General features: G+C 70.0%; 21 protein-coding genes. 11 read left to right on the top strand and 10 right to left on the bottom strand.

All coding sequences use genetic code 11. From position 1 onward, the window contains the following. Positions 1–9 precede the first annotated feature (9 nt). Positions 10–861, top strand: coding sequence for a MoxR family ATPase (locus tag ABIE45_RS21590; RefSeq protein WP_192708399.1), 852 nt, complete (start codon positions 10–12; stop codon positions 859–861). A gap of 26 nt (positions 862–887) precedes the next feature. Here the strand turns inward: ABIE45_RS21590 and ABIE45_RS21585 are convergent, their stop codons facing one another. Continuing rightward, positions 888–1,811: a class I fructose-bisphosphate aldolase gene (locus ABIE45_RS21585; RefSeq protein ID WP_192708400.1), complete on the bottom strand. Its 924-nt coding sequence runs from the start codon at positions 1,809–1,811 to the stop codon at positions 888–890. Positions 1,812–2,015: 204 nt separating this feature from the next. Between ABIE45_RS21585 and ABIE45_RS21580 the strand changes: the two genes are divergently transcribed. After that, positions 2,016–2,540 (top strand): histidine phosphatase family protein, encoded by a 525-nt coding sequence (locus ABIE45_RS21580; RefSeq protein WP_192708401.1) that lies wholly within the window; start codon positions 2,016–2,018, stop codon positions 2,538–2,540. Positions 2,541–2,544: 4 nt separating this feature from the next. On the opposite strand, the gene ABIE45_RS21575 is transcribed toward ABIE45_RS21580, so the two are convergent. Beyond that, a complete protein-coding gene (locus ABIE45_RS21575; RefSeq protein WP_192708484.1) occupies positions 2,545–3,579 on the bottom strand; it encodes an alpha/beta hydrolase in 1,035 nt (344 codons plus the stop codon). Positions 3,580–3,773: 194 nt separating this feature from the next. Here ABIE45_RS21575 and ABIE45_RS21570 point away from each other — a divergent pair, with 194 nt between their 5' ends. Both ABIE45_RS21570 and ABIE45_RS21565 read left to right on the top strand, forming a co-directional pair. Continuing rightward, positions 3,774–4,256, top strand: a complete 483-nt coding sequence (locus ABIE45_RS21570) for an Hsp20 family protein (protein WP_192708402.1) — start codon at positions 3,774–3,776, stop codon at positions 4,254–4,256. A gap of 164 nt (positions 4,257–4,420) precedes the next feature. Further along, entirely contained in the window at positions 4,421–5,422 is a 1,002-nt protein-coding gene (locus ABIE45_RS21565) for a GNAT family N-acyltransferase (RefSeq protein ID WP_192708403.1), read from the top strand. 146 nt (positions 5,423–5,568) lie between these two features. Here the strand turns inward: ABIE45_RS21565 and ABIE45_RS21560 are convergent, their stop codons facing one another. After that, the gene (locus tag ABIE45_RS21560; RefSeq protein WP_192708404.1) at positions 5,569–6,018 is read right to left on the bottom strand and encodes an RNA polymerase subunit sigma-70; all 450 of its coding nucleotides are present in this window, start codon (positions 6,016–6,018) and stop codon (positions 5,569–5,571) included. 205 nt (positions 6,019–6,223) lie between these two features. Between ABIE45_RS21560 and ABIE45_RS21555 the strand changes: the two genes are divergently transcribed. The 4 genes from ABIE45_RS21555 to ABIE45_RS21540 all read left to right on the top strand — a co-directional run bounded on the left by ABIE45_RS21555 (position 6,224) and on the right by ABIE45_RS21540 (position 14,252). Further along, positions 6,224–7,084: a Kdo hydroxylase family protein gene (locus ABIE45_RS21555; protein ID WP_192708405.1), complete on the top strand. Its 861-nt coding sequence runs from the start codon at positions 6,224–6,226 to the stop codon at positions 7,082–7,084. Positions 7,085–7,100: 16 nt separating this feature from the next. After that, entirely contained in the window at positions 7,101–7,400 is a 300-nt protein-coding gene (locus tag ABIE45_RS21550) for an antibiotic biosynthesis monooxygenase (protein ID WP_010685588.1), read from the top strand. A 129-nt stretch (positions 7,401–7,529) separates the two neighbouring features. After that, a complete protein-coding gene (locus tag ABIE45_RS21545) occupies positions 7,530–12,836 on the top strand; it encodes an alpha-2-macroglobulin (RefSeq protein ID WP_192708406.1) in 5,307 nt (1,768 codons plus the stop codon). Positions 12,837–13,127: 291 nt separating this feature from the next. Further along, the gene (locus ABIE45_RS21540) at positions 13,128–14,252 is read left to right on the top strand and encodes a mechanosensitive ion channel domain-containing protein (protein ID WP_192708407.1); all 1,125 of its coding nucleotides are present in this window, start codon (positions 13,128–13,130) and stop codon (positions 14,250–14,252) included. Between the two features lie 215 nt (positions 14,253–14,467). On the opposite strand, the gene rlmN is transcribed toward ABIE45_RS21540, so the two are convergent. Further along, on the bottom strand, positions 14,468–15,742 hold the full coding sequence (gene rlmN / locus ABIE45_RS21535) for a 23S rRNA (adenine(2503)-C(2))-methyltransferase RlmN (protein WP_192708408.1): 1,275 nt from the start codon (positions 15,740–15,742) through the stop codon (positions 14,468–14,470). 98 nt (positions 15,743–15,840) lie between these two features. On the opposite strand from rlmN, the gene ABIE45_RS21530 reads away from it, so the two are divergent. Continuing rightward, entirely contained in the window at positions 15,841–16,497 is a 657-nt protein-coding gene (locus tag ABIE45_RS21530) for a class I SAM-dependent methyltransferase (RefSeq protein ID WP_192708409.1), read from the top strand. Between the two features lie 156 nt (positions 16,498–16,653). Here ABIE45_RS21530 and grxD read toward each other — a convergent pair whose 3' ends face one another. The 6 genes from grxD to recQ form a co-directional block, all read right to left on the bottom strand. Continuing rightward, positions 16,654–16,992: a Grx4 family monothiol glutaredoxin gene (gene grxD, locus ABIE45_RS21525; protein WP_010685583.1), complete on the bottom strand. Its 339-nt coding sequence runs from the start codon at positions 16,990–16,992 to the stop codon at positions 16,654–16,656. A 39-nt stretch (positions 16,993–17,031) separates the two neighbouring features. Beyond that, on the bottom strand, positions 17,032–17,526 hold the full coding sequence (locus ABIE45_RS21520) for a DUF29 domain-containing protein (protein ID WP_192708410.1): 495 nt from the start codon (positions 17,524–17,526) through the stop codon (positions 17,032–17,034). Positions 17,527–17,549: 23 nt separating this feature from the next. Then, positions 17,550–17,786, bottom strand: coding sequence for a BolA family protein (locus ABIE45_RS21515; RefSeq protein WP_007568343.1), 237 nt, complete (start codon positions 17,784–17,786; stop codon positions 17,550–17,552). A 27-nt stretch (positions 17,787–17,813) separates the two neighbouring features. Further along, positions 17,814–20,039 carry a phosphoribosylformylglycinamidine synthase subunit PurL gene (purL, locus tag ABIE45_RS21510; protein WP_192708411.1) on the bottom strand — a complete coding sequence of 742 codons (2,226 nt, stop codon included), beginning with the start codon at positions 20,037–20,039 and terminating at the stop codon, positions 17,814–17,816. Between the two features lie 595 nt (positions 20,040–20,634). Continuing rightward, the gene (locus ABIE45_RS21505; RefSeq protein ID WP_192708412.1) at positions 20,635–21,303 is read right to left on the bottom strand and encodes an FkbM family methyltransferase; all 669 of its coding nucleotides are present in this window, start codon (positions 21,301–21,303) and stop codon (positions 20,635–20,637) included. Between the two features lie 617 nt (positions 21,304–21,920). Next, complete coding sequence (gene recQ / locus ABIE45_RS21500) at positions 21,921–23,762, bottom strand: DNA helicase RecQ (protein ID WP_192708413.1); 1,842 nt, start codon at positions 23,760–23,762, stop codon at positions 21,921–21,923. 83 nt (positions 23,763–23,845) lie between these two features. Between recQ and ABIE45_RS21495 the strand changes: the two genes are divergently transcribed. Both ABIE45_RS21495 and ABIE45_RS21490 read left to right on the top strand, forming a co-directional pair. Next, positions 23,846–24,085: a type II toxin-antitoxin system VapB family antitoxin gene (locus tag ABIE45_RS21495; RefSeq protein ID WP_192708414.1), complete on the top strand. Its 240-nt coding sequence runs from the start codon at positions 23,846–23,848 to the stop codon at positions 24,083–24,085. Next, positions 24,085–24,486 (top strand): type II toxin-antitoxin system VapC family toxin, encoded by a 402-nt coding sequence (locus ABIE45_RS21490; RefSeq protein ID WP_192708415.1) that lies wholly within the window; start codon positions 24,085–24,087, stop codon positions 24,484–24,486. Before ABIE45_RS21495 ends, ABIE45_RS21490 begins: the two co-directional genes overlap by 1 nt. Positions 24,487–24,575: the final 89 nt, after the last annotated feature.

Here is a 24,575-nt window from a genome sequence, read left to right as displayed (position 1 = left end):
GAGACCGCGATGCGCTTTTCCGGCACCGAGACCTACGTCGCGACCCCCGACCTCACCGCGGCGGTCAACGCCGCCGTCGTGCTCGAACGCCCCCTCCTCGTGAAGGGCGAGCCCGGCACCGGCAAGACCGTGCTGGCCGAGGAGATCGCCAAGGGGCTGAATGCGCCGCTGATCGTCTGGAACATCAAATCGACCACCAAGGCGCAGCAGGGCCTCTACGAGTACGACGCGGTCTCGCGCCTGCGGGATTCCCAGCTCGGCGACCCGCGGGTCTCGGAGATCGGCAACTACATCCGGCGCGGCAAGCTCTGGGAGGCGTTCACCGCGCCCGAGCGCCCGGTCCTGCTGATCGACGAGATCGACAAGGCCGATATCGAGTTCCCCAACGATCTGCTGACCGAACTCGACCGGATGGAGTTCCACGTCTACGAGACCGGCGAGACCGTCAAAGCCGTGCGCCGGCCGATCGTGATCATCACGTCGAACAACGAGAAGGAATTGCCGGACGCGTTCCTGCGCCGCTGCTTCTTCCACTACATCAAGTTTCCCGATTCCGAGACGCTGCAGCGCATCGTCGGCGTCCATTATCCGGGCATCAAGCACCGCCTTGTCGAGGAGGCTTTGCGCACCTTCCTGGCAATGCGCGAGGTCCCGGGCCTGAAGAAGAAGCCCTCGACCTCGGAACTGCTCGACTGGCTGAAGCTCCTCGTCTCCGAGGACATCGCCCCCGAGACCCTGCGCGAGCAGGACGGCCGCAAGCTGATCCCGCCCCTGCACGGGGCGCTCCTGAAGAACGAGCAGGATGTCAGCCTGTTCGAGAAGCTCGCCTTCATGATGCGCCGGGACCAGCGCGGCGGCTGAGCCGCCGGCGCCCTTCCCGAAGCCGCCTATCGACCCGCGTAGATGTCGGTGATCTGCCCGAGCAGCTTCAGCGCGTCATCGCGGGAGCGCTGGAAAGCGTTGCGCCCGACGATCGAGCCGAAACCGCCCCCGGCTTGGATCGCCCGGATCTCGTCGAGGAACTTGGCCTCCTCGGCGTGGGCGCCCCCGGAGAAGATCACGATCCGCCGGCCGTTGAAGGCGCATTGCACCACGTGGCGGACGCGCTCGGCCGCGGTGCCGATCGGAATCTTGGTCGACTCGTAGACCTTCCTGGCCGCCGGCTGCTCGATATGGGCGGTGGGCAGCTTGACCTTGATGATGTGTGCGCCGAGCTGCGCGGCGATCTGCGCCGCGTAGCCGATCACGTCGATGGCGGTCTCGCCCTCCTTCGACAGGGCCGAGCCCCGCGCGTAGGACCAGATCACCACCGCGAGCCCGACGCTCTTGGCCTCCTCGGCGATGGCGCGGATCTGGCCGTACATGGCGTTGCGGTGGGTCGAGCCCGGATAGATCGTGAAGCCGATGGCGCAGGCGCCGAGCCGCAGCGCGTCCGTCACCGAGCCGGTGATGGCCTGCTCGGGATCCTCCTCGTCGGCCAGCAGATCGTGGTCGTTGAGCTTGAGGATCAGCGGGATCCGCCCGGCATAGTCCCGCGCCCCCGCCTCCAGGAAGCCCAGCGGCGCCGCGTAGGCGTTGCAGCCCGCCGCCAGGGCGAGCTCGAAATGGTAGCGCGGATCGTAGGCCGGCGGGTTCGGGCCGAAGCTGCGAGCGGGACCGTGCTCGAAACCCTGGTCCACCGGCAGGATCAGCATCTTGCCGGTGCCGCCGAGCCTGCCGTGCTCCAGCATGCGGGCGAGGTTGGTCAGCGTCCCAGGGCTGTCGGCCCCGTACCAGGACAGGATCTCGGTGACGCGGGGCGATCGTTCCATCGGGCAGCCTCCTTCGCCAAAGGCCGACGCGCCGTCTACTGGGTCGCCGCGGCCCGCGTTCCGAACCGGACGAGGAAAGCCGAGGTTCCCGCGCGCCGCACTTTCGGCTAACCGGTCGGGGGACCTCCACGGGGTCGGTCCGGCGAAAGCCGCGCGCCCCGCCCCGAGACGACGCCACGAATGGCTCCTTCGAAGGCTCATGGGATGCGCAGGCTGATCCTGTTGCGGCACGCCAAGTCGGACCGCCCGGCGGGCGTCGCCGACCGCGAACGTCCGCTCAACGACCGCGGCCGCCGGACCGCGCCGGCCGTGGGCGCCCATCTGGCGAAGGAGGGGTTCCGCCCCGACCTCGCCCTGGTCTCGACGGCGCTGCGGACGCGGGAGACCTGGGATGCGATAGCTTCCGCGCTCGGCAATCCCGAGACGCGCCTGCAGCCGGAGATCTACGAGGCCCCGGCCCGCCGGATCCTCGACGTGATCAAGACCGCGCCCGATACGGCGGCCGCCGTGATCGTCGTCGGCCACAACCCGGGCCTCGGCGACCTTGCGGTCGATCTGGCGGGGGAGGGGCCGCGGGCCGCCCGCGACCGCCTCGCCCTGGAGTTCCCGACCGCCGCCTACGCGGTGATCGAGTTCGACGCCGCCCACTGGTCGGAGATAGCCTCGGACCGGGGCCGCCTGGAGCGGTTCGTGCGCCCGCGCGACATCGACCCGGACCTCGCCGGCTGAGATCTCACGCCACCGGCACCGCGGCGGCGTGCGCCTCGACCTCCGCGTGGGAGGGCAGGGGCGAGCCCGGCGCGAAGGCCTCGAAGGCCGCCCAGAAATCCTGCCGGATCGCGTCGCGCTCGGTCAGGATCTCGTGCCGGGAATCCGGCAGGACCAGGATATGGCCGGCCTTCAGCCGGGCCGCGAAACGCTCGGTGTCGGGGGTGCCGCAGACCGGGTCGGCGCCCGCCGCGAGGATCAGCGTCGGCAGCGCGATGCGCGGTGCCGCGCGCGGGTCACGCAGGCGCGCCATCGCCCGGAACGCCTCGGCCAGCCACGCGATCGTCGGATCGCCGACGGCGCCGGCGCCGACCTGCCGGGCCGCCGCGGCATTGCGGGCGTAGCGGACGGGGTCGCGTGAGAGGCGGTTCCCCGCGAAGGGTTTCGTCGCGATCGAGACCGGCTTGCCGAACGGGATGTAGCGGCTCCCCAGCCCGAGCCGATGCAAGCCCCGCGACAGCAGGGCGGCGCCCGCCGGCCAGCGGATCATCCGGATCGACAGCATCGGTGCCAGCGCCACCAGGCGCCGGAACGGCAACCAGCCGTCGAGAGCCCCGAGGAGGGCGACGCATCCGCCCATCGAGTGCGCGAGGCCGATATGCGGCTCCGGCATCAGCGGGACCAGCACCGTCTCGGTGACGGCCTTCAGGTCGAGGCGGTACTCGTCGAAATGGGCGACGTGGCCCTTGTGCGGGTCGTCCACCCGCCGGTCCGACTCGCCCTGGCCGCGCCAGTCGAAGGCGACGACCGCGAAGCCCCGGCTCCGCAGCTCCCGGATCGTCTCGTAGTACTTCTCGATGAACTCGGCCCGGCCCTGGAGCAGGCAGATCGTGCCGCGGCAGCTGCGCGCCGTGGTCTGCCAATACGCCGCCCGCAGGGTGCAATCGTCGCGCGTGCCGACCGCGATCAGGGTGCCGCCGGGCGGCACCGGGTTATCCGGCGTGCTGCGCAGGGTCAGGAGCGGCGGCTCTCGCCCGATCTCACCGTCGAACCGTCTCACAGGGCTCACCTCAAGCGTGTCCGTACGCGGTCCGACCGTAGCGAAAAAATCTCGATTCTTGCTATCGCCCGGGGTCTTGAACCCGGTTTTTCCGCCTCCGATATCTCTCGTGTGCCGGCCATCAGGCGGCACGAAAGACGGGTCCGGCCCTCTGGGCGGACCGGAATTGCATGTTGCTCACACGAGGATATGTCATGCGTCAGTTCGATCTCGCGCCCCTCTACCGTTCCACGGTCGGCTTCGACCGGCTGTTCTCCGCTCTCGACCAGTTCGCGAGCGCCGAGGCTGCGCCCACCTACCCGCCCTACAACATCGAGCGGACCGGCGAGAACGCCTACCGCATCACCGTCGCGGTCGCCGGCTTCACCGAGTCCGACCTGTCGATCGAGGTGCGGGAGAACGCGCTCACGCTGAAGGGCGAGCGCAAGCCCGAGGGCAAGGCGGAGTTCCTGCATCAGGGCATCGCGGCCCGCGCCTTCGAGCGCCGCTTCCAGCTCGCCGACCATGTTCAGGTGACCGGCGCCGCGCTTGAGAACGGCCTCCTCCACATCGACCTCGTCCGGGAGGTTCCGGAGGCGAAGAAGCCGCGCCGCATCCAGATCGCCACGGCGGGCCGCGCCAGCGCCCCGGTGATCGAGGGTGACGTCCGCACGGACGCCGTCCAGCAGGCCGCCTGATCCGGCCGGACTTCCAGTCCGACTGACCGGGACCTGAGAGTGACAGAGCGCCCCAGCCGAACGCTGGGGCGCTTTTCTTGTGGCGGCTGTCATAATGGCGTGTGCGTTCGTGCTCTTAAGTCCCCAGGACGGTGCAGGACGCGCACCCGGAGTGATCCCCGACCATGGTCGCCAATCTCGCCCGCGGAGCCTACAGCGCACTCGGAGCCGGCTGGCACAAGGGCGTGCAATGGGGCGTCGGCGCGCCGATCGCCAAGCTGCGCCGTCGGCAGATGCAACCGCGCCTGGACGATCTCGGTCCGGCCGGCATCGCCGATGTCCTCTCGGCCGATCGCGCCATCCGCCTGCCGGATCCGTTCGAGGGGCGTAGCCTCGGCCGCATCGGCAGCCTGGAGGTGCGGCTGGCGACGCGGAAATCCGAGATCCGCCGGGCGCAGCGCCTGCGCTTCAAGGTGTTCTACGAGGAGATGTCGGCGATCCCGACCGGGCTCGCCGCCCTGTCCCGGCGCGACGTCGACAGCTACGACGCGCTCTGCGACCACCTCCTCGTCCTCGATCATGCCGCTCCGAAGCGGACGAAGCCGTTCGTCGAGCCCCGGCCCAAGGTGGTCGGGACCTACCGGCTGCTGCGCAGCGAGGTGGCCGCGCGCCATGCGGGCTTCTATTCCGAGAGCGAGTACGACCTCGGGCCGCTGCTCGCCGCGCAGGGGCATCGGCGGCTGCTGGAACTCGGCCGGTCCTGCGTGCTGAAGCCCTACCGGAGCAAGCGCACCGTCGAGCTGCTGTGGCAGGGGATCTACGCCTACGTCCTGCACCACCGGATCGACGCGCTGATCGGCTGCGCCAGCCTGGAGGGCACCGATCCGGACCGGCTGGCGCTGCCGCTCGCCTTCCTGCACCACCATGCCCGTGCCCCTGAGGGCTGGCGCGCCTCGGCACTGCCTGAGCGCGCGGTGGCGATGGACCGGCTGCCGAGGGAGGCGGTCGATCCGAAGGCGGCCCTGCAGGCCCTGCCGCCGCTGATCAAGGGCTACCTGCGCCTCGGCGCCACCTTCGGAGACGGGGCGGTGATCGACCGCCAGTTCGGCACGACCGACGTGTTCGTGACGCTGCCGGTCGAGGCGATCGGCGCGCGCTACCGGGGTCACTTCGCGCCGGCGGGGTGAGGGGGGTTGGATCGGACAACCGGAAGTTAAGGCCCGCGCCGTCCTTGCGAGCGGAGCGAAGCAACCCAGGGCAGCGCGGCCTCGGTGAGCGTGGCGATGCTGGATTGCTTCGCTGCGCCCGCAAAGACGGGTTCCGCGAGAGGCCTTTAAAGATCCCCCAGGGCCAGTTGCCCCTGATTGCGCGCCTTCGGAGGCGGGGCCTTGCGCTCCTTGGTCCGGCCGGAGGCAGAGCGAGCGGCGGCCGACTTCTTGGGTTTGGGATCGCCGCGCATCCGGGCGACCGCCTTGTCGCGGGCCACGGCCTCGGGGGCGCTCGGATCGTCCGTGAGCCACTTGCCGCGCTTGATCACCTCGTTGACCCGGCCCTGGTTCACCCCGACCTTGAAGGCGATCTCCTGCTGGGTCATGCCGGTCGTGGCGTGCAGGTCCAGGATCGCCCGAGCAAGTTCCGGGGTCATCTTCTGCCCGGTCAGCCGCCGGGCCGGCTTGACCGTGCGGGTCGCGCGGTCGCGCTCGCGCAGGCGCTCCAGCAGCGCCAGCGCCATGTTCATGCCGTGCTCGCGCAAGGCTTCCTCGAATTCCTTCAGGGTCGCCATCGGCGCCATCCTCCGCCGCGCTCTTGAGCCGGTACTGGCCGGGGAACGTGCCGGGAACGAAGCGGTTGCGCAAGCGCTGCGGCCGGGTGCGCGACCCGGTGTCGGTGGACGCGCGATGTCATCCACCGGAAATGCCGCCCCTGGCCTGCCCGAGGCGCCTCGGCTACAGGGGCGCACCCGACATGGCAGGCCCAGCCCGCGCACGATGATCAGCCCGATCCGCAGAGTCGCTCCCGGCGAGACGCCCGGCTCCCTGGCCCGGGAGTTGGAGGCCGGGGCGGTCCTGCTGTTCCCCGATCTGCCCTTCCCGTTCAGCGAGTTCGAGCACCGGTTCACCGAGCGGCCCTTCGCGGACGGCAAGGCCAAGAACGTCAACATCCGGGGCGAGGCCGCCGAGCTGCGCGGCGCGGCCGGCACGCCGGAGGAGCAGGAGGCGCTGCGCCTGCTCCTGATCCGGTACCGCGCCTTCGCCCGCGACCTGATCGGCACCTACCTGCCCGAATACCTCGACCGAGTGAGCCTCGCCGGCACCTCCTACCGGCCCTTCGACGTCGACCGGCGCAAGCTGAGCTGGCGGCGCGACGACACGCGGCTGCACGTCGACGCCTTCCCGTCGAACCCGATCGGCGAGAAGCGGATCCTGCGGGTGTTCCGCAACGTCAACCCGGCGGGCGAGCCGCGGCGCTGGCGGGTCGGCGAGGATTTCGGATCGATGGCGGAGAAGTTCCTGCCGCGGCTGCCGGGCTACTCCCCGCTTTCGGCGCGCCTGCTCGCGGCTTTGCGCATCACCAAGGCGAAGCGCTCAGAATACGACCACCTGATGCTGCACCTGCATGACGCCCTCAAGCAGGACGAGACCTATCAGGCGTCGGCGCCACAGGCCGACGTGGAGTTCCGCCCCGGCGAGACCTGGGTGACCTTCTCCGACCTCGTGATGCACGGCGCCATGGGCGGCCGCTACATGCTGGAGCAGACCGCCTACCTCCCGGTCACCGCCCAGGCCGACCCGGCCCTGAGTCCGCAGCGCATCCTGGCGGCCAAGCTCGGCCGCGCCCTTCGCACCTGAGACAGGAACCGCACCGATGATCCTCGAAATCGCGCAGATCGAGATCAAGCCCGGCCTGGAGGCCGAGTTCGAGAAGGGCATCACCGAGGCCTCGGCGATCTTCAAGCAGGCCAAGGGTTGCCGGCACTTCGAGGTGCGGCGCTCCATCGAGCACCCGCAACGCTACCGGCTGCTGATCCATTGGGACACGCTGGAGGCCCACACCAAGGACTTCACCGGCTCGCAGCCCTGGCAGGATTACCGCGCCCTGGTCTCCCACTGCTTCGCCGGCCCGGTGGCCGTCGAGCACGCCGAGCAGGTGCTGAAGGCGTTCTGAGCCTCGGCGCGAGGCCGGGCAGGGCCTTGCGCGATCCGAAGCGTTGCGAGCCCGACCGCCGGTGCTAGGCTCCCGCGCGACGGGACCCGGGACGAATCATCGGGGTTGCGGCGGGTGGGGAACAGGCTGATGGCGCGGCTCGGACGGCTCGCGGGTGCCCTGGCGCTCCTCGGAGGAATCGCGGGCGTTCCGGCCCTCGCCCAGACTCCGCTCGCCCAGACCTCGCCGGCGGCCCGCACCGCGCCGCGGCCGGTCACGGCCGTCGCCGCGCCGTTCGCCAAGAGCTTCGTCCGGGCCGACCTCGCCAGCGCGGCGGTCCGCCTGGAGACCGCGCTGAAGGCGGAGGCCGGGGGCCCGCTCCGGCCCGCCGGCCAGTCCCGCGCCGCCGGGCTGGCCCTGCTCGCCGCCGACAAGCCGGACGAGGCGCTGGCGCCGCTCACCGCCGCGGTGGCGGCCGACCCGGCCGACGGCCGCAACTGGCAGGCCTATGCCCGCGGGGCCGCGGCGGCCCTGGGTGCGCTCGAGGACAACGACTACCAGGGCCGGTCGCGCCTGCGCGGGCGGGTGACGGCCGCCGCCTACCGCGCCTACGAGCGCGCCGGCACGGCCGCCGACGCGGCGGCGTCGCTGGCCGCGCTCGGCGCCGCGGAGGCCGAGCAGGAATCGTGGCGGCCTTCCCTCGACGCCTACGCGGCGAGCCTCGCTTTGGCCGAGACCGGTTCGGTCCGGGAGACCTACGAGACCCTGCGGGCGGAGCACGGCTTCCGCATCCTCGACTACAAGGTCGATTCCGACGCGGCCGCCCCGCGGGCCTGCTTCACCTTCTCGGAAGCGATCAGGCCCAAGACTGACTACGCGCCCTTCGTCGCCGTCTCGGGCAGCAGCGCGGCCGCCGTGACCGGGGAGGGCTCCCAGGTCTGCGTTGACGGGCTCAAGCACGGCGGCCGCTACGCCATCGTGGTCCGCCAGGGCCTGCCCTCAGCCGTCGGCGAGAGCCTGCTCAAGGCCGCCGATTACGAGATCTACGTCCGCGACCGCGCTCCGCAGGTGCGCTTCACCGGGCGCAACTACGTCCTGCCCCGGACCGGGCAGGCGGGCGTGCCCCTGGTCTCGGTGAACGCGCCGAAGCTCGACGTCGAGGTGCTGCGGATCGGCGACCGCGGCCTGCTGCCGACCCTGCGCTCCGAGGATTTCCTGGGCCAGCTCAGCGGATCCACCGCCCGGACAATCGCGTCCGAGAAGGGCCAGCGCGTCTGGAAGGGCACCCTCGACACCGCCAAGGCAGAGGTAAACCAAGAGGCGGTCACCGCCTTCCCGGTCCTTCAGGCTGTGGGCAAGCTGGAGCCCGGCCTGTACGTGATGCTGGCCCGTCCCTCGGGCACGGCCGCCTCCGACGAAGAGTACGACACCCAGGCGACCCAGTGGTTCGTGGTCTCCGACCTGGGGCTGACCGCCACCAAGGGCCGGGACGGAGTCACCGTGGTCCTGCGCTCGCTCGCCTCCGCGCAGGTGATGGCGGGCGCCGAGATTCGGTTGGTCGCCCGCAACAATGAGGTGCTGGGCACCCGGACCACGGATTCGCAGGGGCACGTCGCCTTCGATCCGGGGCTCGCCCGCGGGGAGGGCGGCCTGGCGCCGAGCCTCGTGGTCGCCCAGGCGGGCGGCGATTACGGCTTCCTCGACCTCAACCTCGGCGCCTTCGACCTCACCGACCGCGGCGTGAAGGGGCGGCCCGAGACCGGTGGCCTCGACGCCTACCTGTTCCCGGAGCGCGGGGTCTACCGCACGGGCGAGACCGTCCAGCTCACCGCCCTTCTGCGTGACCCCCGCGGCGCCGCCGTGCCGGACCTGCCGCTGACCCTGGTGGTCAAGCGGCCGGACGGCGTCGAGTACCGGCGCGTCTCGGTGCCCGACCAGGGGCTCGGCGGCCGGGCCCTGCCGCTGCCGCTCCTGTCGGGGGCGATGCACGGCACGTGGCGGGTCTCCGCCTACACGGACCCGAAGGCGCCCGCGATCGGCGAGACCAGCTTCCTCGTGGAGGATTACGTCCCCGAGCGCCTGGAGGTGACCCTCAAGGCCCGTCAGGCGGCCCTGAAACGGGGCGAGGCCGCGCAGGTCGACATCGCCGCCCGCTACCTCTACGGCGCCCCGGGCGCCGATCTCGACGTGTCGGGCAGCGTAACCGTGCAGGCGGCAGCCACCAGCGGCATCAAGGGGCTGGAGACTTACGCCATCGGTCTCGACGACGAGGCCGTGGAGCCGGCGACCCAGGAGCTGCAGGACCACGCCACCACGAACGCGCAGGGCGACGCCATCGTCACGGTGCCGGTGCCGCAGGTCGCGGCGCCGCGGGCGCTGGAGGCGAAGATCACGCTGGCGGTCGGCGAGCCCGGCGGCCGGGCGCTGTCGCGCAGCCTGACCCTGCCGATCCTCCCAGCCAACCCGGTTCTCGCCCTGCGCAAGGGCTTCACCGACCTGAAGGAGGGCGGGATCGCGGGCTTCGACGTGGTGTTCGCGAGCCCCGACGGGGCGCTCCTGGCCCGGCCGGGCGTGAGCTGGACCCTGTCGCGGATCGACTCCTCCTACCAGTGGTACCGGGCGGACGGGCGCTGGTCGTTCGAGGCGGTCAAGTCCGCGCGGCGCATCGCCAGCGGCACCGTTGATCTCAAGGCCGCCGGTCCGAGCCGGATCGAGGCGCCGGTCGGCCTCGGCCGCTACCGGCTGGAGGTCTCGACCGCCGGCGCCCCAGAGGCGAGTGCGAGCCTCGGCTTCGAGGTGGGCTGGGGCGGCTCCGAGACCGCGGAGGCGCCCGACCTCCTCGATCTGACCCTCGACAAGGCCGCCTACGCGACCGGCGACACGCTGCGGGCCAAGCTCAGCCCGAAGTTCAGGGGTCAGGCCAGCCTGATGGTCGTCAGCGACCGCGTGCACCAGACCCTGGAGGTCAGCGTGCCGGAGGGCGGCACCACGGTCAGCATCCCGGTGAAGGCCGAGTGGGGCGCCGGCGCCTACTTGGTGGCCACCGCCTACCAGCCCCTCGACCAAGCGGCCAAGCGCCTGCCGGGTCGGGCGCTGGGTCTGGCGTGGTTCTCGGTGGACCGCGAGCGGCGCAGCCTCGGGGTCGCCCTGAAGGCGCCGGAGCGGGCGCGCCCGCGCCAGAACCTGACCCTGCCGGTCCAGCTCACCGGGCTGAAGGCCGGCGAGCCGGCGCGGATCACCGTGGCGCTGGTCGATGTCGGCATCCTCAACCTGACCCGCTACGCGGCGCCGGACCCGACCCAGTACTTCCTCGGACAGCGGGCGCTCGGGCCGGAGGTCCGCGACCTCTACGGCTACCTGATCGACGGCATGCAGGGCTCGGCCGGGGCGATCCGCTCCGGCGGCGACGCGGGCGGCGGCGAACTCGCCGATTCCCCGCCTACCCAGGCGCCGCTGGCGCTCTATTCCGGAGTCGTCACCGTGGGGCCGGACGGCGCGGCCAGCGTGACCTTCCCGATCCCGGCCTTCAACGGCACCGGCCGCGTCATGGTCACTGCCTGGAGCGTCGACCGGGTCGGGCAGGCGCAGGCCGACGTGATCATCCGCGATCCGGTCGTGCTCAGCGCCACGCTGCCGCGCTTCCTCGACACCGGCGACCGCTCGCGCCTGTTCGTAGCCCTCGACAATGTCGAGGGGCCGGCGGGCGAGTACACGGTCGACCTGAGCCCGACCGGCCCGGTCGTGGTCGGCGCCAGCGCGCTGCGCCAGACGCTGCGGCTGGAAGCCGGCGCCAAGGGCCAGTTCGCGATCCCGCTCACCGCCGCCGGACCGGGCACGGCACGCCTCGACCTCGCTTTGTCGGGGCCCGGGCTCCCGGGCGCCCTGAACCAGAGCTTCGCCCTGGGGATCTCTCCGGGGACCAGCGCCCTGCTGCGCCGCTCGGTGCGCAGCCTCGCCCCGGGGGCCGGCCTGACGCTGACCTCGGACCTCCTCGCCGACCTGCAGCCGGGGACCGGCAGCGTCTCGCTCTCGGCCACGGCACTACCGGGAGTCGACGTGGCGGCGCTGCTCCGGGCCCTCGACCGCTACCCCTACGGCTGCTCCGAGCAGGTGGTGAGCCGGGCGATGCCGCTCCTCTACGTCAACAAGCTCGCGGCCCTGGAGAAGCTCGCCCTCGACAACGGCGCCGACGATCGGGTGCGCGAGTCGATCGAGCGCCTGCTCGCCCGCCAGGATTCGAGCGGCGATTTCGGCCTGTGGTCGGCGCAGGGCTCGAGCGACCTCTGGCTCGACGCCTACGTCACCGACTTCCTGACCCGCGCCCGCGAGCGCGGCTTCGCGGTGCCGCAGAAGGCCTTTGCCCAGGCGCTCGACTTCCTGCGCAACGCGGTGGCCAATGCCACCGAGGTGCGCAACGGCGGCGCCGACCTCGCCTACGCGGCCTACGTGCTCGCCCGGAACGGCCGGCCGGTGATGGGCGACCTGCGCTACCTCGCCGACACCAAGATCGGCGACTTCTCCTCGGCCCTCGGGCGCGCGCAGCTCGCCGCCGCCCTGGCGCTGCTGGGCGACCGCGGCCGGGCCGCGAAGGCGATGGACTCGGCGCTCACCGTGCTGCGCGCCGAGCGCGACAAGGGCCTGTACCGCGCCGATTACGGCTCCCGCCTGCGCGACGGCGCCGGGCTGATCACGCTCGCCGCCGAGAGCGGGCTGGCGCAGGGGGCCCTCGGCCCCGTCGCTTCCGTGCTCGGCGAGGAGCAGCAGGCCGAGCGGGCGACGAGCACGCAGGAAAATGCCTGGATGGTGCTCGCCGCCGAGAGCCTGTCGAACGAGGCGGGCGCCCTCTCGTTCACCGTGGACGGCGCCCCGCAGACCGGAATGCTGGCCCGGGTCTACCGGGAGACGGCCCTGGGCGACCGGGGCGTTCAGCTCACCAATACCGGGCGCAGCCCCGTGCAGGTGGCCGTGACCGTCAACGGCAGCCCTCTGGTGCCGGAGCCGGCAGCGCAGCAGGGCTACACGATCGAGCGCAGCTTCCGGCGGCTGGACGGCAGCGTCGTCGACCCGGCGAGCGGCCTGCGCCAGAACGACCGGCTCGTGGTCGTGCTCAAGGTCACCGAGGCCAAGGCGGAAGCGGCGCGGCTCCTGCTGGTCGATCCGCTGCCGGCGGGGCTGGAGATCGACAATCCGAAGCTCCTCGACGCCGACGCGCTCCAGGGGCTCGCCTTCGCCAAGTCCGACGTCCAGCCGGTCCACACCGAGTTCCGGGACGACCGGTTCGTGGCGGCCTACGACCGCGATCCGAGCCAGTCGGCCTTCTTCACGGTGGCCTACACGGTGCGGGCGGTCTCGCCCGGGACCTACGTCCACCCGGGCGCCACCGTGGAGGACATGTACCGGCCGGCGCGGTTCGGCCGGACCGCCTCGGGCAGCGTGACGGTCGGGGCGGCGAAGTAGGGCGGGCGGCGCTCGAGCGCCCCGCTCGACGTGGCTTTCCCGTCTTTGCGAGCGCAGCGAAGCGACCCAGGGCGGCGCGCCGTCGGTGAGCGTGGCGCTGCCCTGGATTGCTTCGCTACGCTCGCAGAGACGGGGTGCCGAGGCCATCGTCCGGGCCCGACAAGGACGCGACGGCGCAACCCGCCGGGCCGGGTCGCTGCGTTGCGGCGAGCACATGGTGCATTGCGGAACCCCCGCGATCGCCCACCCATTCCCATGGAGTCCCCTTCGGAACCCGTGGAGCGTTGCCCGATGCCGGACCTCGACGCGCTCGCCGGCTCCGCCGCCCGCGTGCTGGCCTACCTGCCGTGGTGGGCCGAGAGCCTGATCCTCATCGTCGCCTGCTGCGCCGTGGTGATGCCCCTGCACGGGGTCGTCTATCGGGCGATGAAGCGGGCGGTCGCCGGCAAGAGCCTGTTCTGGCGCTCGCTGGTGTCGCGGACCCACGGCCCGAGCCGTCTCGGCCTGATCGTGGTGGCGATCAGCCTCGCCTCGACCACTGTGCACCTGTCCTGGGAGGTGCGGATCGCCCTCAACCAGATCCTGCTGGTCGCCTTCGTGACGCTGACCGGTTGGTGCTGCGCCACCGCGCTCCACATCGCCAGGGTGATCTACCTGCGGCGGTTCAAGCTCGACGCCGAGGACAATCTCCTGGCGCGCAAGCACTTCACGCAAATGCGCATCCTGGAGCGGGCGGGCGTGACACTGGTGGCGCTCGTCACCCTGTCGGTGGCGCTGATGACCTTCGAGCCGGTGCGCCAGTACGGCGTCAGCCTGCTGGCCTCGGCGGGCGCGGCGGGCCTCGTCCTCGGCCTCGCGATGCAGCCGGTCCTGTCGAACCTCGTGGCCGGCATCCAGATCGCCATCACGCAGCCGATCCGGATCGAGGACGCGATCATCGTCGAGAACGAGTGGGGCTGGGTGGAGGAGATCACCGCCACCTACGTGGTGGTCCGCCTCTGGGACTGGCGCCGGCTCGTCCTGCCGCTGACCTACTTCATCCAGAAGCCGTTCCAGAACTGGACCCGCGACGGCGCCTCGCTGATCGGCAGCGTGTTCCTCTACGTCGATCACCGGGCGCCGGTGGCCCTGATGCGCGAGAAGCTCGCCGAGATCGCCAGGGCCACGCCCCTGTGGGACGGCAAGGTGGTCAACCTCCAGGTCTCGGACGCGAAGGAATCGACGATCGAGATCCGGATGCTGGTGAGCGCCCGCAACGCGCCCCAGGCCTGGGACCTGCGCTGCGTCGTGCGCGAGGCGATGATCACGTGGCTCCAGGCCGAGCACCCGGAGGCCCTGCCGCGGCACCGAACGGAATGGGTCGGAACCGAGGAGCCGGCCCTGCGCCGGGCGGAGGCACGGCGCTTCGCGGCGTGAGGCACAGCGTCATCACGCGCGCAGCGAAGACGATGGGGCACCTTTCACGCTCGTCGAACTCCCAGCCACGCCCTAATCCTGAGATGCCGAGGCGCAGCGGAGGCCTCGAAGGAGGGCTCAAGGGATCACAGCGCCTTCTGGAGGCCTCCTTCAAGGCGGCTTCGCCGCACCTCAGGATGAGGGCGCGGGTTGGACGTCGTCCATTGGACCGCCGCTCAGTCGTCGGCACCGGCGTAGAAGCTCTCCACGCCGATGCCCTCCTCCTGCATCAACCGGGCGCGGGCGCGCAGCTTCTCGGTCTCGCTCTTGAGCTGGCCGCAGGCCGCCAGGATGTCTCGGCCCCGGGGCGTGCGCACCGGCGAGGCGTAGCCGGCGTTGAACACGATCTCGGAGAAGCGCTCGATCCGGTCCCAATCGGAGCACTCGTAGCGGCTGCCCGGCCAGGGGTTGAACGGAATCAGGTTGATCTTGGCCGGGATGCCCTTGAGCAGGCGCACCAGCTCCCGCGCATCCGCGTCCGAGTCGTTGACGCCCTTCAGCATCACGTACTCGAAGGTGATCCGGCGGGCGTTGCTCAGGCCCGGATAGGCGCGGCAGGCCGCGAGCAGCTCGGCGATCGGGTATTTCCGATTGAGCGGCACCAGCTCATTGCGCAGGTCATCGCGCACGGCGTGGAGCGAGATCGCCAGCATAGCGTTGGCCTGCTCGCCGAGTCTCGGGATCTGCGGCACGACCCCCGAGGTCGAGACCGTGATCCGGCGGCGGGACAGGCCGAGGCCCTCCTGGTCCGACATGACTCCGACCGCATCGACCACGGCGTCGAGGTTGTAGAGGGGCTCGCCCATGCCCATGAACACGATGTTGGTCACGAGCCGGCCGACATCGCCGGAGCCGCCGGCGTCGCGGCTCGGCATCTGGCCGGGCCAGTCGCCGAGCTCGTCCCGGGCCGTGACGAGCTGCTGGACGATTTCGGCCGCCGACAGGTTGCGCACGAGGCGCTGCGTGCCGGTGTGGCAGAACGAGCAGGTCAGGGTGCAGCCGACCTGGGAGGACACGCAGAGCGTGCCCCGATCCGGGCCGGGAATGTAGACGCACTCGATCTCGGCGCCGCGATTGTGCTCCTGCCGGTTGGTCGGCGCCATGCGCAGCAGCCACTTGCGGGTACCGTCGCGGGAGACCTGCCGGCTCGCCACCTCGGGGCGCTCCAGGGTGAAGTGCTCGGCGAGCTGCGCCTTCAGCGCCTTGCCGACATTGGTCATCTCGGCGAAGTCGGACGCCCCGCGGAAATTGACCCAATGCCAGACCTGGCCGGCGCGCATCCGGCTCTCGCGCTCGGGCACGCCCATGCCGACGAGCTGCGCCTTGAGGGCGTCGCGGGTCAGGCCGACCAGCGACGGGCGGCGGCCCGGCAGCGCTTCGGGGAGGAAATCGGGCGCCTTCTCGATCGCGGCATCGGCCGCGCGGGCGCTGTCGAGCGACGGCGTCGCCATGGCGTTCAAACGATCCATACGTTGGAAAGGGTCTGATATAGGCGATCGCGGCGGCGAATGCGAATGCGCGCCGCCCACAGGGGTCCTGACGGAGAGCCATGGCGACCGACACCCGAGCCGGGCAGGCGATCTACAACCCGCGGACGCTGCAGATCTACGACCTCGTCGTGCTGCGCCTGTCGAACCCGCTGATCTGGCGCTGTCCCACGGCGCGGATCCTGGATCTCTACGACCGGCACGCCGGCCTCGCGCATCTTGATGTCGGAGTCGGAACCGGCTGGTATCTCGACCGGTGCCGCTTCCCCACGCCCGCACCCCGCGTCGGCCTGATGGACCTCAACGCCGACAGCCTCGCCTTCGCGGCCGACCGGATCGCGCGCTACCGGCCCGAGACCTACCGGGTCGACGTGCTCGGCGCCCCGGCCAGCGGCATCGCGCCGTTCGACTCGATCGGGATGACCTACCTGCTGCACTGCCTGCCGGGCGACATCGCCGCGAAGGCGAAGGCCTTCGACACGGTGCGTCCGTGCTTGGCCGACGACGGCGTGGTATTCGGCGCCACGATCCTGTCGGGCGGCGTCCCGACCACGGGTGCGGCGCGGGCACTGATGCGGGTCTACAACCGCAAGGGGGTGTTCTCGAACGCCGCCGACACCCTGCCGGACCTGCATGCGGCGCTGGACCGGCGCTTCCGGTCGGTGAAGATCACGGTCGTCGGCTGCGTCGCCCTGTTCGTGGCGCGGGAGCCGCGCTGATACGGCCACCATCTTCGCGGGCGGGGCGAAGCAACACAGCGGCGCCACGCCCGCCGAGCTCGCGCTGCCCTGGGTTGCTTCGCTGCGCTCGCAAAGCCAGGCATGAAAAAGGGCGCCCGCAGGCGCCCTCATCCATGGTGCCAAGTCCCAAAAGAATCAGGCGGCGGCGGTCTTCACCGGCACGCCCTTCTCGGACAGGAAGGTCTGCAGCTCGCCCGACTGGAACATCTCGCGGGTGATGTCGCAGCCGCCGACGAACTCGCCCTTCACGTAGATCTGCGGGATGGTCGGCCAGTTCGAGAAGGCCTTGATGCCCTCGCGGATCTCCTGGTCGGCCAGGACGTTCACGCCCTTGAACGGCACGCCGAGGTAATTGAGGATCTGCACCACCTGCCCCGAGAAGCCGCATTGCGGCATCTGCGGCGTGCCCTTCATGAACACCACCACGTCCTGGGAGGCGATCTCGTTCTGGATGGTCGTGTTTGCGTCGGTCATCGCTCTGTCCTTGTTCGTCGGTCGTATGTGAGGTCCGAATCAGCGGCGCGCAACCGATGTAGCGATCATACGAAGTGCGTGCTCTATGTCGAAAGTCTCGGTCAGCAGATCCTCAGGACGGATCGGGCAGGACTCCGGCAGCCCCGGAAGCAGCGCGTTCCCATAGGCGCCGAGACCAGCCTCCGCGGCCGTGACGGCGGATTTCCAGATCCTGTTCCAGTTCAGCCTTTGCCGCATCGACGCTTCGTAGGTGTTCCAGGCGGTGATCTGGAAGGTCGCGATCTCCTCCCGCCAGTGCAGGCTGGCCGGCGCGAGCGGGGCGGATGCGCGCTTGAGGAGGTGGGCGAGCGTCTGGATCAGCAGACCTTCGACTGCCCGCAGATGCGAACGCCCCACGCCCTCGATCTCCTCGGCAACGTTCTCCCAATCGACCGCGTTCGACAGCTCAGGCCGCTCGGCCAGCGCGCGCAGGGCCGCCGCCTGCTCCTCGGCCCAGGTCACGATGTCGTCGTCGTAGAGACTCGGTCGGTCCATCGGGAGCGCTCCCGCCAGAAGCCTCAATCCTGCGGGACGCCCGTGGTCAGCGCAAGGGCGTGCAGCACGCCGCCCATCCGGCCCTGGAGGGCGCCATAGACCATCTGGTGCTGCGCCACCCGGGTCTTGCCCTTGAAGGCCGCCGACAGGACGGTCGCGGCGTAGTGGTCGCCGTCGCCCGCGAGGTCGCGGATCTCCACCTGCGCGTCCGGCAGGGCCTCGCGGATCATGCGCTCGATCTCGCCCGCATCCATCGGCATCGGGAAACTCCTTACGGGGAACAGGGCTCAGGCGGCGGGCGCGGCCGGCTGGCTCGCCATGTAGTCGGGCAGCCAGCCCTCGTGCGCCGCTGTCAGGTCGGCGAGCGATATGGTCTCGCCGCCCGGCAGGGTCAAACGGTCTGAGCCGGTGACGCCGACCGAGGCTGCCGCCACGCCCTGGGCCGCGGCGGCCGAGAGGAGATCGGTGGCCGCCTCCGGCCGTACCGCCAGCAGGTAGCGGCCCTGGTCCTCGCCGAACAGATAGGCGTGGGGCGGCAGGTCCACCGGCACGTCGGAGAGCGCCGCCCCGAGCCCGCCCGCCATGGCCATCTCAGCGAGCGCGACGGCGAGGCCGCCATCCGCGAGGTCATGGACCGTGTCGACGGTGCCCGCCTGGATCAGGCCGCGGACGAAATCGCCGTTGCGGCGCTCCAGCGCGAGGTCGACGGGCGGCGGTGCGCCCTCCTCGCGGCCCTCGATCACCGACAGGTAGGACGACTGGCCGAGCCAGCCCTCGCTCACGCCGATCAGCACCAGCACGTCGCCCTCGCGCTTGAGGGCGATGGTCGCGTGGCGTGCCACGTCGTCGAGCACGCCGACGCCGCCGATGGTCGGGGTCGGCAGGATGCCGACGCCGTTGGTCTCGTTGTAGAGCGAGACGTTGCCCGACACGACCGGGAAGTCGAGGGCCCGGCAGGCCTCGCCGATGCCCTGGAGGCAGCCGACGAGCTGGCCCATCACCTCGGGCTTCTCGGGATTGCCGAAGTTCAGGTTGTCGGTGATGGCCAGCGGCTTGGCGCCGACCGCCGTGATGTTGCGCCACGCCTCGGCCACCGCCTGCCGGCCGCCCTCGACCGGGTCGGCCTCGCAGTAGCGCGGGGTGACGTCGCAGGTCAGCGCGAGGCCCTTCGGCCCGTCTTCGACCCGGACGATGGCGGCATCGCCCCCGGGCTTCTGGACGGTATTGCCCAGGATGAAGTGGTCGTACTGCTCGAACACCCAGCGCTTCGAGGCGAGGTCGGGGGAGCCGACGAGGCGCTTCAGCGCGTCGGTCAGCGAGGCCGGGGCCGGCACCGCGGCGGCCGCGATCACCGGCTGGTGGGTGTTGGCCAGATGCGGCCGGTCGTAGAGCGGCGCCTCGTCGCCCAGCTCCTTGATCGGCAGGTCGGCCACGGTCTCGCCGTACCACTTGATGACGAAGCGGAGCGTATCGGTGGTCCGGCCGATCACCGCGAAGTCGAGCCCCCACTTCACGAAGATCGCCTCCGCCTCGGCCTCCATGCCGGGCTTGAGCACCATGAGCATGCGCTCCTGGCTCTCGGAGAGCATCATCTCGTAGGGGGTCATGCCCGCCTCGCGGGCCGGCACCTTGTCGATGTCGAGCTCGACGCCGAGGTCGCCCTTGGCGCCCATCTCGACCGCCGAGCAGGTCAGGCCCGCCGCGCCCATGTCCTGGATGGCGATGACCGCGCCGGAGGCCATCAGCTCCAGGCAGGCCTCCAGCAGCAGCTTCTCGGCGAAGGGGTCGCCGACCTGCACGGTCGGGCGCTTCGACTCGGATTCCTCGTCGAACTCGGCCGACGCCATGGTGGCGCCGTGGATGCCGTCGCGGCCGGTCTTGGAGCCGAGATAGACGATCGGGTTCCCGATTCCGGCGGCGGCCGCGTAGAAGATGCCGTCGGTGCGGGCGAGCCCCACCGCCATGGCGTTGACCAAGATGTTGCCGTCGTAGCGCTTGTGGAAGCCGGTCAGGCCGCCGACGGTCGGCACGCCGAAGGAATTGCCGTAGCCGCCGACGCCCGCGACCACGCCGGAGACGAGGCTGCGGGTGCGCGGGTGGTCCGGAGAGCCGAAGCGCAGGGCGTTGAGCGCCGCGATCGGCCGCGCGCCCATCGTGAAGACGTCGCGCAGGATGCCGCCCACGCCGGTCGCCGCGCCCTGGTAGGGCTCGATGTAGCTCGGGTGATTGTGGCTCTCCATCTTGAAGACGCAGGCGTGGCCGTCGCCGATGTCGATGACGCCCGCGTTCTCTCCCGGCCCCTGGATCACCCACGGCGCCGAGGTCGGCAGCCCGCGCAGGTGCTTGCGGGAGGACTTGTAGGAACAATGCTCGTTCCACATGGCCGAGACGATGCCGAGCTCGGTCAGCGTCGGGTCGCGCCCGATCAGGCCGCGGAAACGCGCGTACTCGTCCGGCGTCAGGCCGTGCTGGGCCACGAGCTCGGGGGTGATCGGAACGTCGTTGCGGAACATGCGGCGGTCTCGGCAAAAAGCGGCCCGTCCCGGAAGACGCGTGCCGCGGCGAGCCCGGACCGGGCCGGGATCGAGGTTGCCCCGGCTCTAAAGCGGAAGCGCCCGCGCTGGCAACATCCCAGGTGGGGGCCCGGACTACGGGGCCGGACTTATGGGTTGCTCGGGATGCAAGCTTCCAGACCACACCGAGCGCCGACGGAGGGCCGTATGATCCGGGTGTCTGTCATCGTCAGAGGCGTCGCGCGCTCCTCCTCTGAGCAGCACGACCTTCGTCGCAGCGTCCGAACGCAAATCGGCCGCCTCGACGTCCAGGCCTCCGATATCCGCCTCGAGTCTGAGTTTCTGCGGTGGATTCCAGCCGCAGCGCAAACATCTTGACCAACCAGAACGGGGGCGCCCGACAGCAACCGAAGGTTTCGGCGCCCCCAGGCCCGGGGCGATCACGGCTTCAGCGGCGTTCCCTCCGTCGGGATCCGATCTGTTTCCGGTGCAGCGCGAATACAGCTGCGCTCCGGCGCGCTGGCGCGCGTTATCCAGCGCCAGCATCAAGACTATACAAATAGCACAATACAGAGATCCTCAGGCGCCCTCGACGTCACTTTATGATCGCGTTTCTCGCGAAAGCGATGTCGCATTCGAAGATCTGACCGGTCTGGGAATCTCCCCATCCCGGGCCGATCCAGACAGGATGCAACCCTTTGCTCCGCAGGTCCGAGACCACGACGTCGAACGATTTTGCACCCTCATACGATGGAATCAGCGACGCCTCGAGCAGAAGCAGATCGATTTCCTCGAGATGGCGTCCAAGACCGTCCAGCACTTGCGGTTCAAAACCCTGCACGTCGATCTTGAGCATGAGCGGTCTGGGAGGGGTCGGGGACCACATTTCCTGCCAGAGCGAATCAAGGCGCCGAACCTGCACTGTCTGTTGAGCGACGGGCGCGATGGGCGCATGCGCCTCTATGGACCAAGCCCTCGCCGGCAGAATCGAGCTGCTGAAGCGATTGGCGGAGACATTGATGACGGCCTCGCCCTCCTCAGAGCCGAGAGCCAAGTTGAAGCAATGCCAGTTGGGATACGCGCTCGCGTTTTTCGTTAAATCTTGATAGCAGTCATTCAGCGGCTCAAAAGAGACCACAATTCCCGGAAATCCCCGCTGAAACAGGGCCCCGCCGAACTGCCCGGAATTGGCCCCAACATCCAAGACGCAGTTAATTCCCATCGCCTTCATTAAAGTAGTTATATTATACTCACTGCCAAACATGCTGCTTTCCATCCTAAAAGAGGGAGCAATGCGATATAATAAACCGAATGCTTGTCTCTTTGATTGAGACAAACACGGTTCATAAGCTGCAGCATGGACACAGGCAACCGATTGCGGCGAACGCGTTTCTAAAAATCTAAACAAATCTACTACGATCCGCGATTTTTCTACCCTAAGAACAGATTGACTTAGAAGTTTACAACTTCGCTGGCACGCATCGCTTGGCCCTGCGGAAGAATGAGGTGGGGTTGATGCAGGCCACGCGCCGCATGCCCCAGACGCAGGCGAGACTGCCATCCGGCTGGCGGCGCAATCCTTTCCGGTGCCTGGCAACCGGCGCGCAGCGTGGCGCGGATTTTCAGCCTGCCCAACCAGCGCACTACACGCAGCGAACCGCCCGCATCGGCAACCCTGGTCGGGATCGCGATCTCCTGAAGCAGCCGGGGCTCAGCGGGATCGGGCCTGCAGCACGCGATTCTGCGAAGTCGCGGGTGAGGAGCCGAGCGATCCGCGCCTGGCACGAGCAGCTTCGCAACGGTTCCGGTCTCCTCACCACCGGTGCGTCGACGCGAACCGACCGGTGCGTTCAGAGGCATCCTGCTTCCTACCCAGCATCCTCACGCCGCCGGCGGATGGGCCAGAAAATCGGCGATCGCCGCCACGAACTTGTCGCCGTAGGCCTCGCGCTTGCGCTCGCCGACCCCATGCACGGTGCGCAAGGCCCAGAGATCGACAGGCTTCTGCCGGGCCATCTCGATCAGGGTTCGGTCGGGGAAGACCATGAAGGCCGCGATGCCTTCGGCCCGGGCGATGGTGGCGCGCAAGCCGCGCAGGTGCTGGAACAGCGCCTCGTCTGTCTCCGACAGCGCGATCTCGCCGTCCTCGCGGGGCGCGGCACGGCGGCGCTCGCGCGATTCGGCCTTCGGCTCAGGATCCGGGCGAAGCTGCACCGGCTCACGCCCGAACAGGATCGCCTCGCCCTTCTCGGTCATGGACAGGCCGCCGTAGCCGTCGGCATTCTCCGCGATCGCCCCGGCGGCGAAGAGCTGGCGCAGGATCGCCCGCCACGCCGCCACCGGCTTGTCGGCGCCGACCCCGAAAGTCTTCAGGCCGGCGTGGCCGTTTCGACGGATCTGCTCGCTCTCCTTCCCGTGGACCACGTCGCAGATATAGGCCGCGCCGAAGCGCTGGCCGGTGCGCACGATCGCCGAGAGGATCTTCTGGGCCGCGACCGTTCCATCCACCAGGGTGACGCCGCCGCGGCACAGGTCGCAGCGGCCGCAAGCGCCGCTCGCCTCGCCGAAATAGGCGAGCAGCGACTGGCGCCGGCAATTGGCCCCCTCGCACAGGGTGATCATCGCCTCGAGCTTGCGCCGCTCGACCCGGCGGCGCTCGTCGGAGATCTCCTTCTCGTCGATCTGCCGGCGGCGGAGCGCCATGTCGTCGAGGCCGTAGAGGGTCAGCGTGTCGGCCGGCAGCCCGTCGCGGCCGGCGCGGCCGATCTCCTGATAGTAGCCCTCGACGTTGTTGGGCATGTCGGCGTGGCAGACGAAGCGCACGTCGGGCTTGTTGATGCCCATGCCGAACGCGACGGTGGCGGTCATCACCACGCCGTCCTCCTGCAGGAACCGGTCCTGGTTCCGCATCCGCGTCGCCTGGTCGAGGCCGGCATGGTAGGGCAGGGCGTCGAAGCCGTCCTTCCGGAGGGTCTCGGCGAGCTGTTCGGTGCGCTTACGCGACGAGCAGTAGATGATCCCGCTCTCCGCCCTTCGGTGCTTCAGGAACCGCTCGATCTGCCGGGCCGGGTTGTCCTTGGGTTGGAAGGTCAGCCGGATGTTCGGCCGGTCGAAGGAATGGACGAAGATCTTCGGGGGCCGCCCCTGCGGGAACAGCCGCTCGGCGATCTCGGCGCGGGTCGCGGCGTCGGCGGTGGCGGTGAGCGCCAGGGTCTGGACGTTGCCGAGGGTGGTCCGGGCGCGCGCGATCTCCCGATACTCGGGCCGGAAATCGTGGCCCCATTGCGAGACGCAGTGCGCCTCGTCCACGGCGAGCCGCCGAACGCCGGCCCCGCGCAGGGCCTCGATGCAGCCGTCCATCAGCAGGCGCTCGGGGGAGACGAACAGCAGCCGCAGGTCGCCCGAGCGCAGGCTGCGCCAGGTCTCGCGGGATTCGGATTCCGCGACCGTCGAGTTGAGGGTCGCGGCCTGAATGCCGACGCTGCGCATCTGCTGCACCTGATCGTGCATCAGCGCGATCAGCGGCGAGACCACCACGGTCAGCCCCGGATCGACCAGAGCCGGAAGCTGGTAGGTCATCGACTTGCCCGAGCCCGTGGGCATCACGGCGAACACGTCGGCGCCGTCGAGCACCGCGCCGATCACCTCGTCCTGGCCGGGCCGGAAATCCTCGTAGCCGAACGTCTTTTTCAGCGCGGCGCGGGCCTCATCGAGGCGGGTCATCGGGATCCTTGGTCGGAGTTCTGGCCGCCCTTGCGGCAGGGGTGTGTAGACACTAGCCTCCCCGTGTCTACACGGGGGCCGCCATGCCGCTCAACATCCGCAGCGAAGAGGTGAATCAGCTGGCCGAGAAGCTGGCATCGCGGGCCGGTGTGAGCAAGACCGAGGCGGTGCGACTCGCGCTCACGAACGAGCTGGCGCGGCGGGACGAGTCACTGGCCGAGTTTCTGGAGAAGATCCGCCCGATCCAGGATGCTCTTGCCGCATACCCGAAGACCGGTCTCAAAGCCGACAAAGCCTTCTACGACAGCCTCTACGAGGACTGATGTTCGTCGATGCGTCAGCTCTCGTCGCGATCCTGTGCCGGGAGCAGGGCTTTGAACGGGTGGCCGATTGCCTCCGCCAAGCCCCACACCGTCTGACCAGCGCCCTCGCCCTGTTCGAGGGCATCCTGGCGGTGGCCCGCATTCAGTCAGTGCAGCCGGAAGCCGCCGAAGGCATTGTGAACGGCTTCCGTAAGACGATCGATATGACGGTGGTTTCTCTCGGCATCGCGGAAGTCCGCATCGCCCTCGCAGCCCACACCCGCTACGGCAAGGGCCGCCACCCGGCGCGCCTGAACCTCGGCGACTGCTTCGCCTATGCCTGTGCGCAGGTGCACGGCGTGCCGCTGCTCTACGTCGGCGACGATTTCCCGCAGACCGACATCCGCTCGGCCCTCGGCTGACTGCCCCGTCCGCATCTGATGTCGGCACCCTCGTCTCAGCGAGCGAAGCGAAGCAATGAAGGCAGCGCCGGCCGACAAGCCGCGCGCCG

Source organism: Methylobacterium sp. OAE515 (assembly GCF_041806315.1).
Classification (GTDB): domain Bacteria; phylum Pseudomonadota; class Alphaproteobacteria; order Rhizobiales; family Beijerinckiaceae; genus Methylobacterium; species Methylobacterium tardum.
Note: the sequence above shows the minus strand (reverse complement) of the source record. Positions and strands in the feature narration are given on the sequence as shown.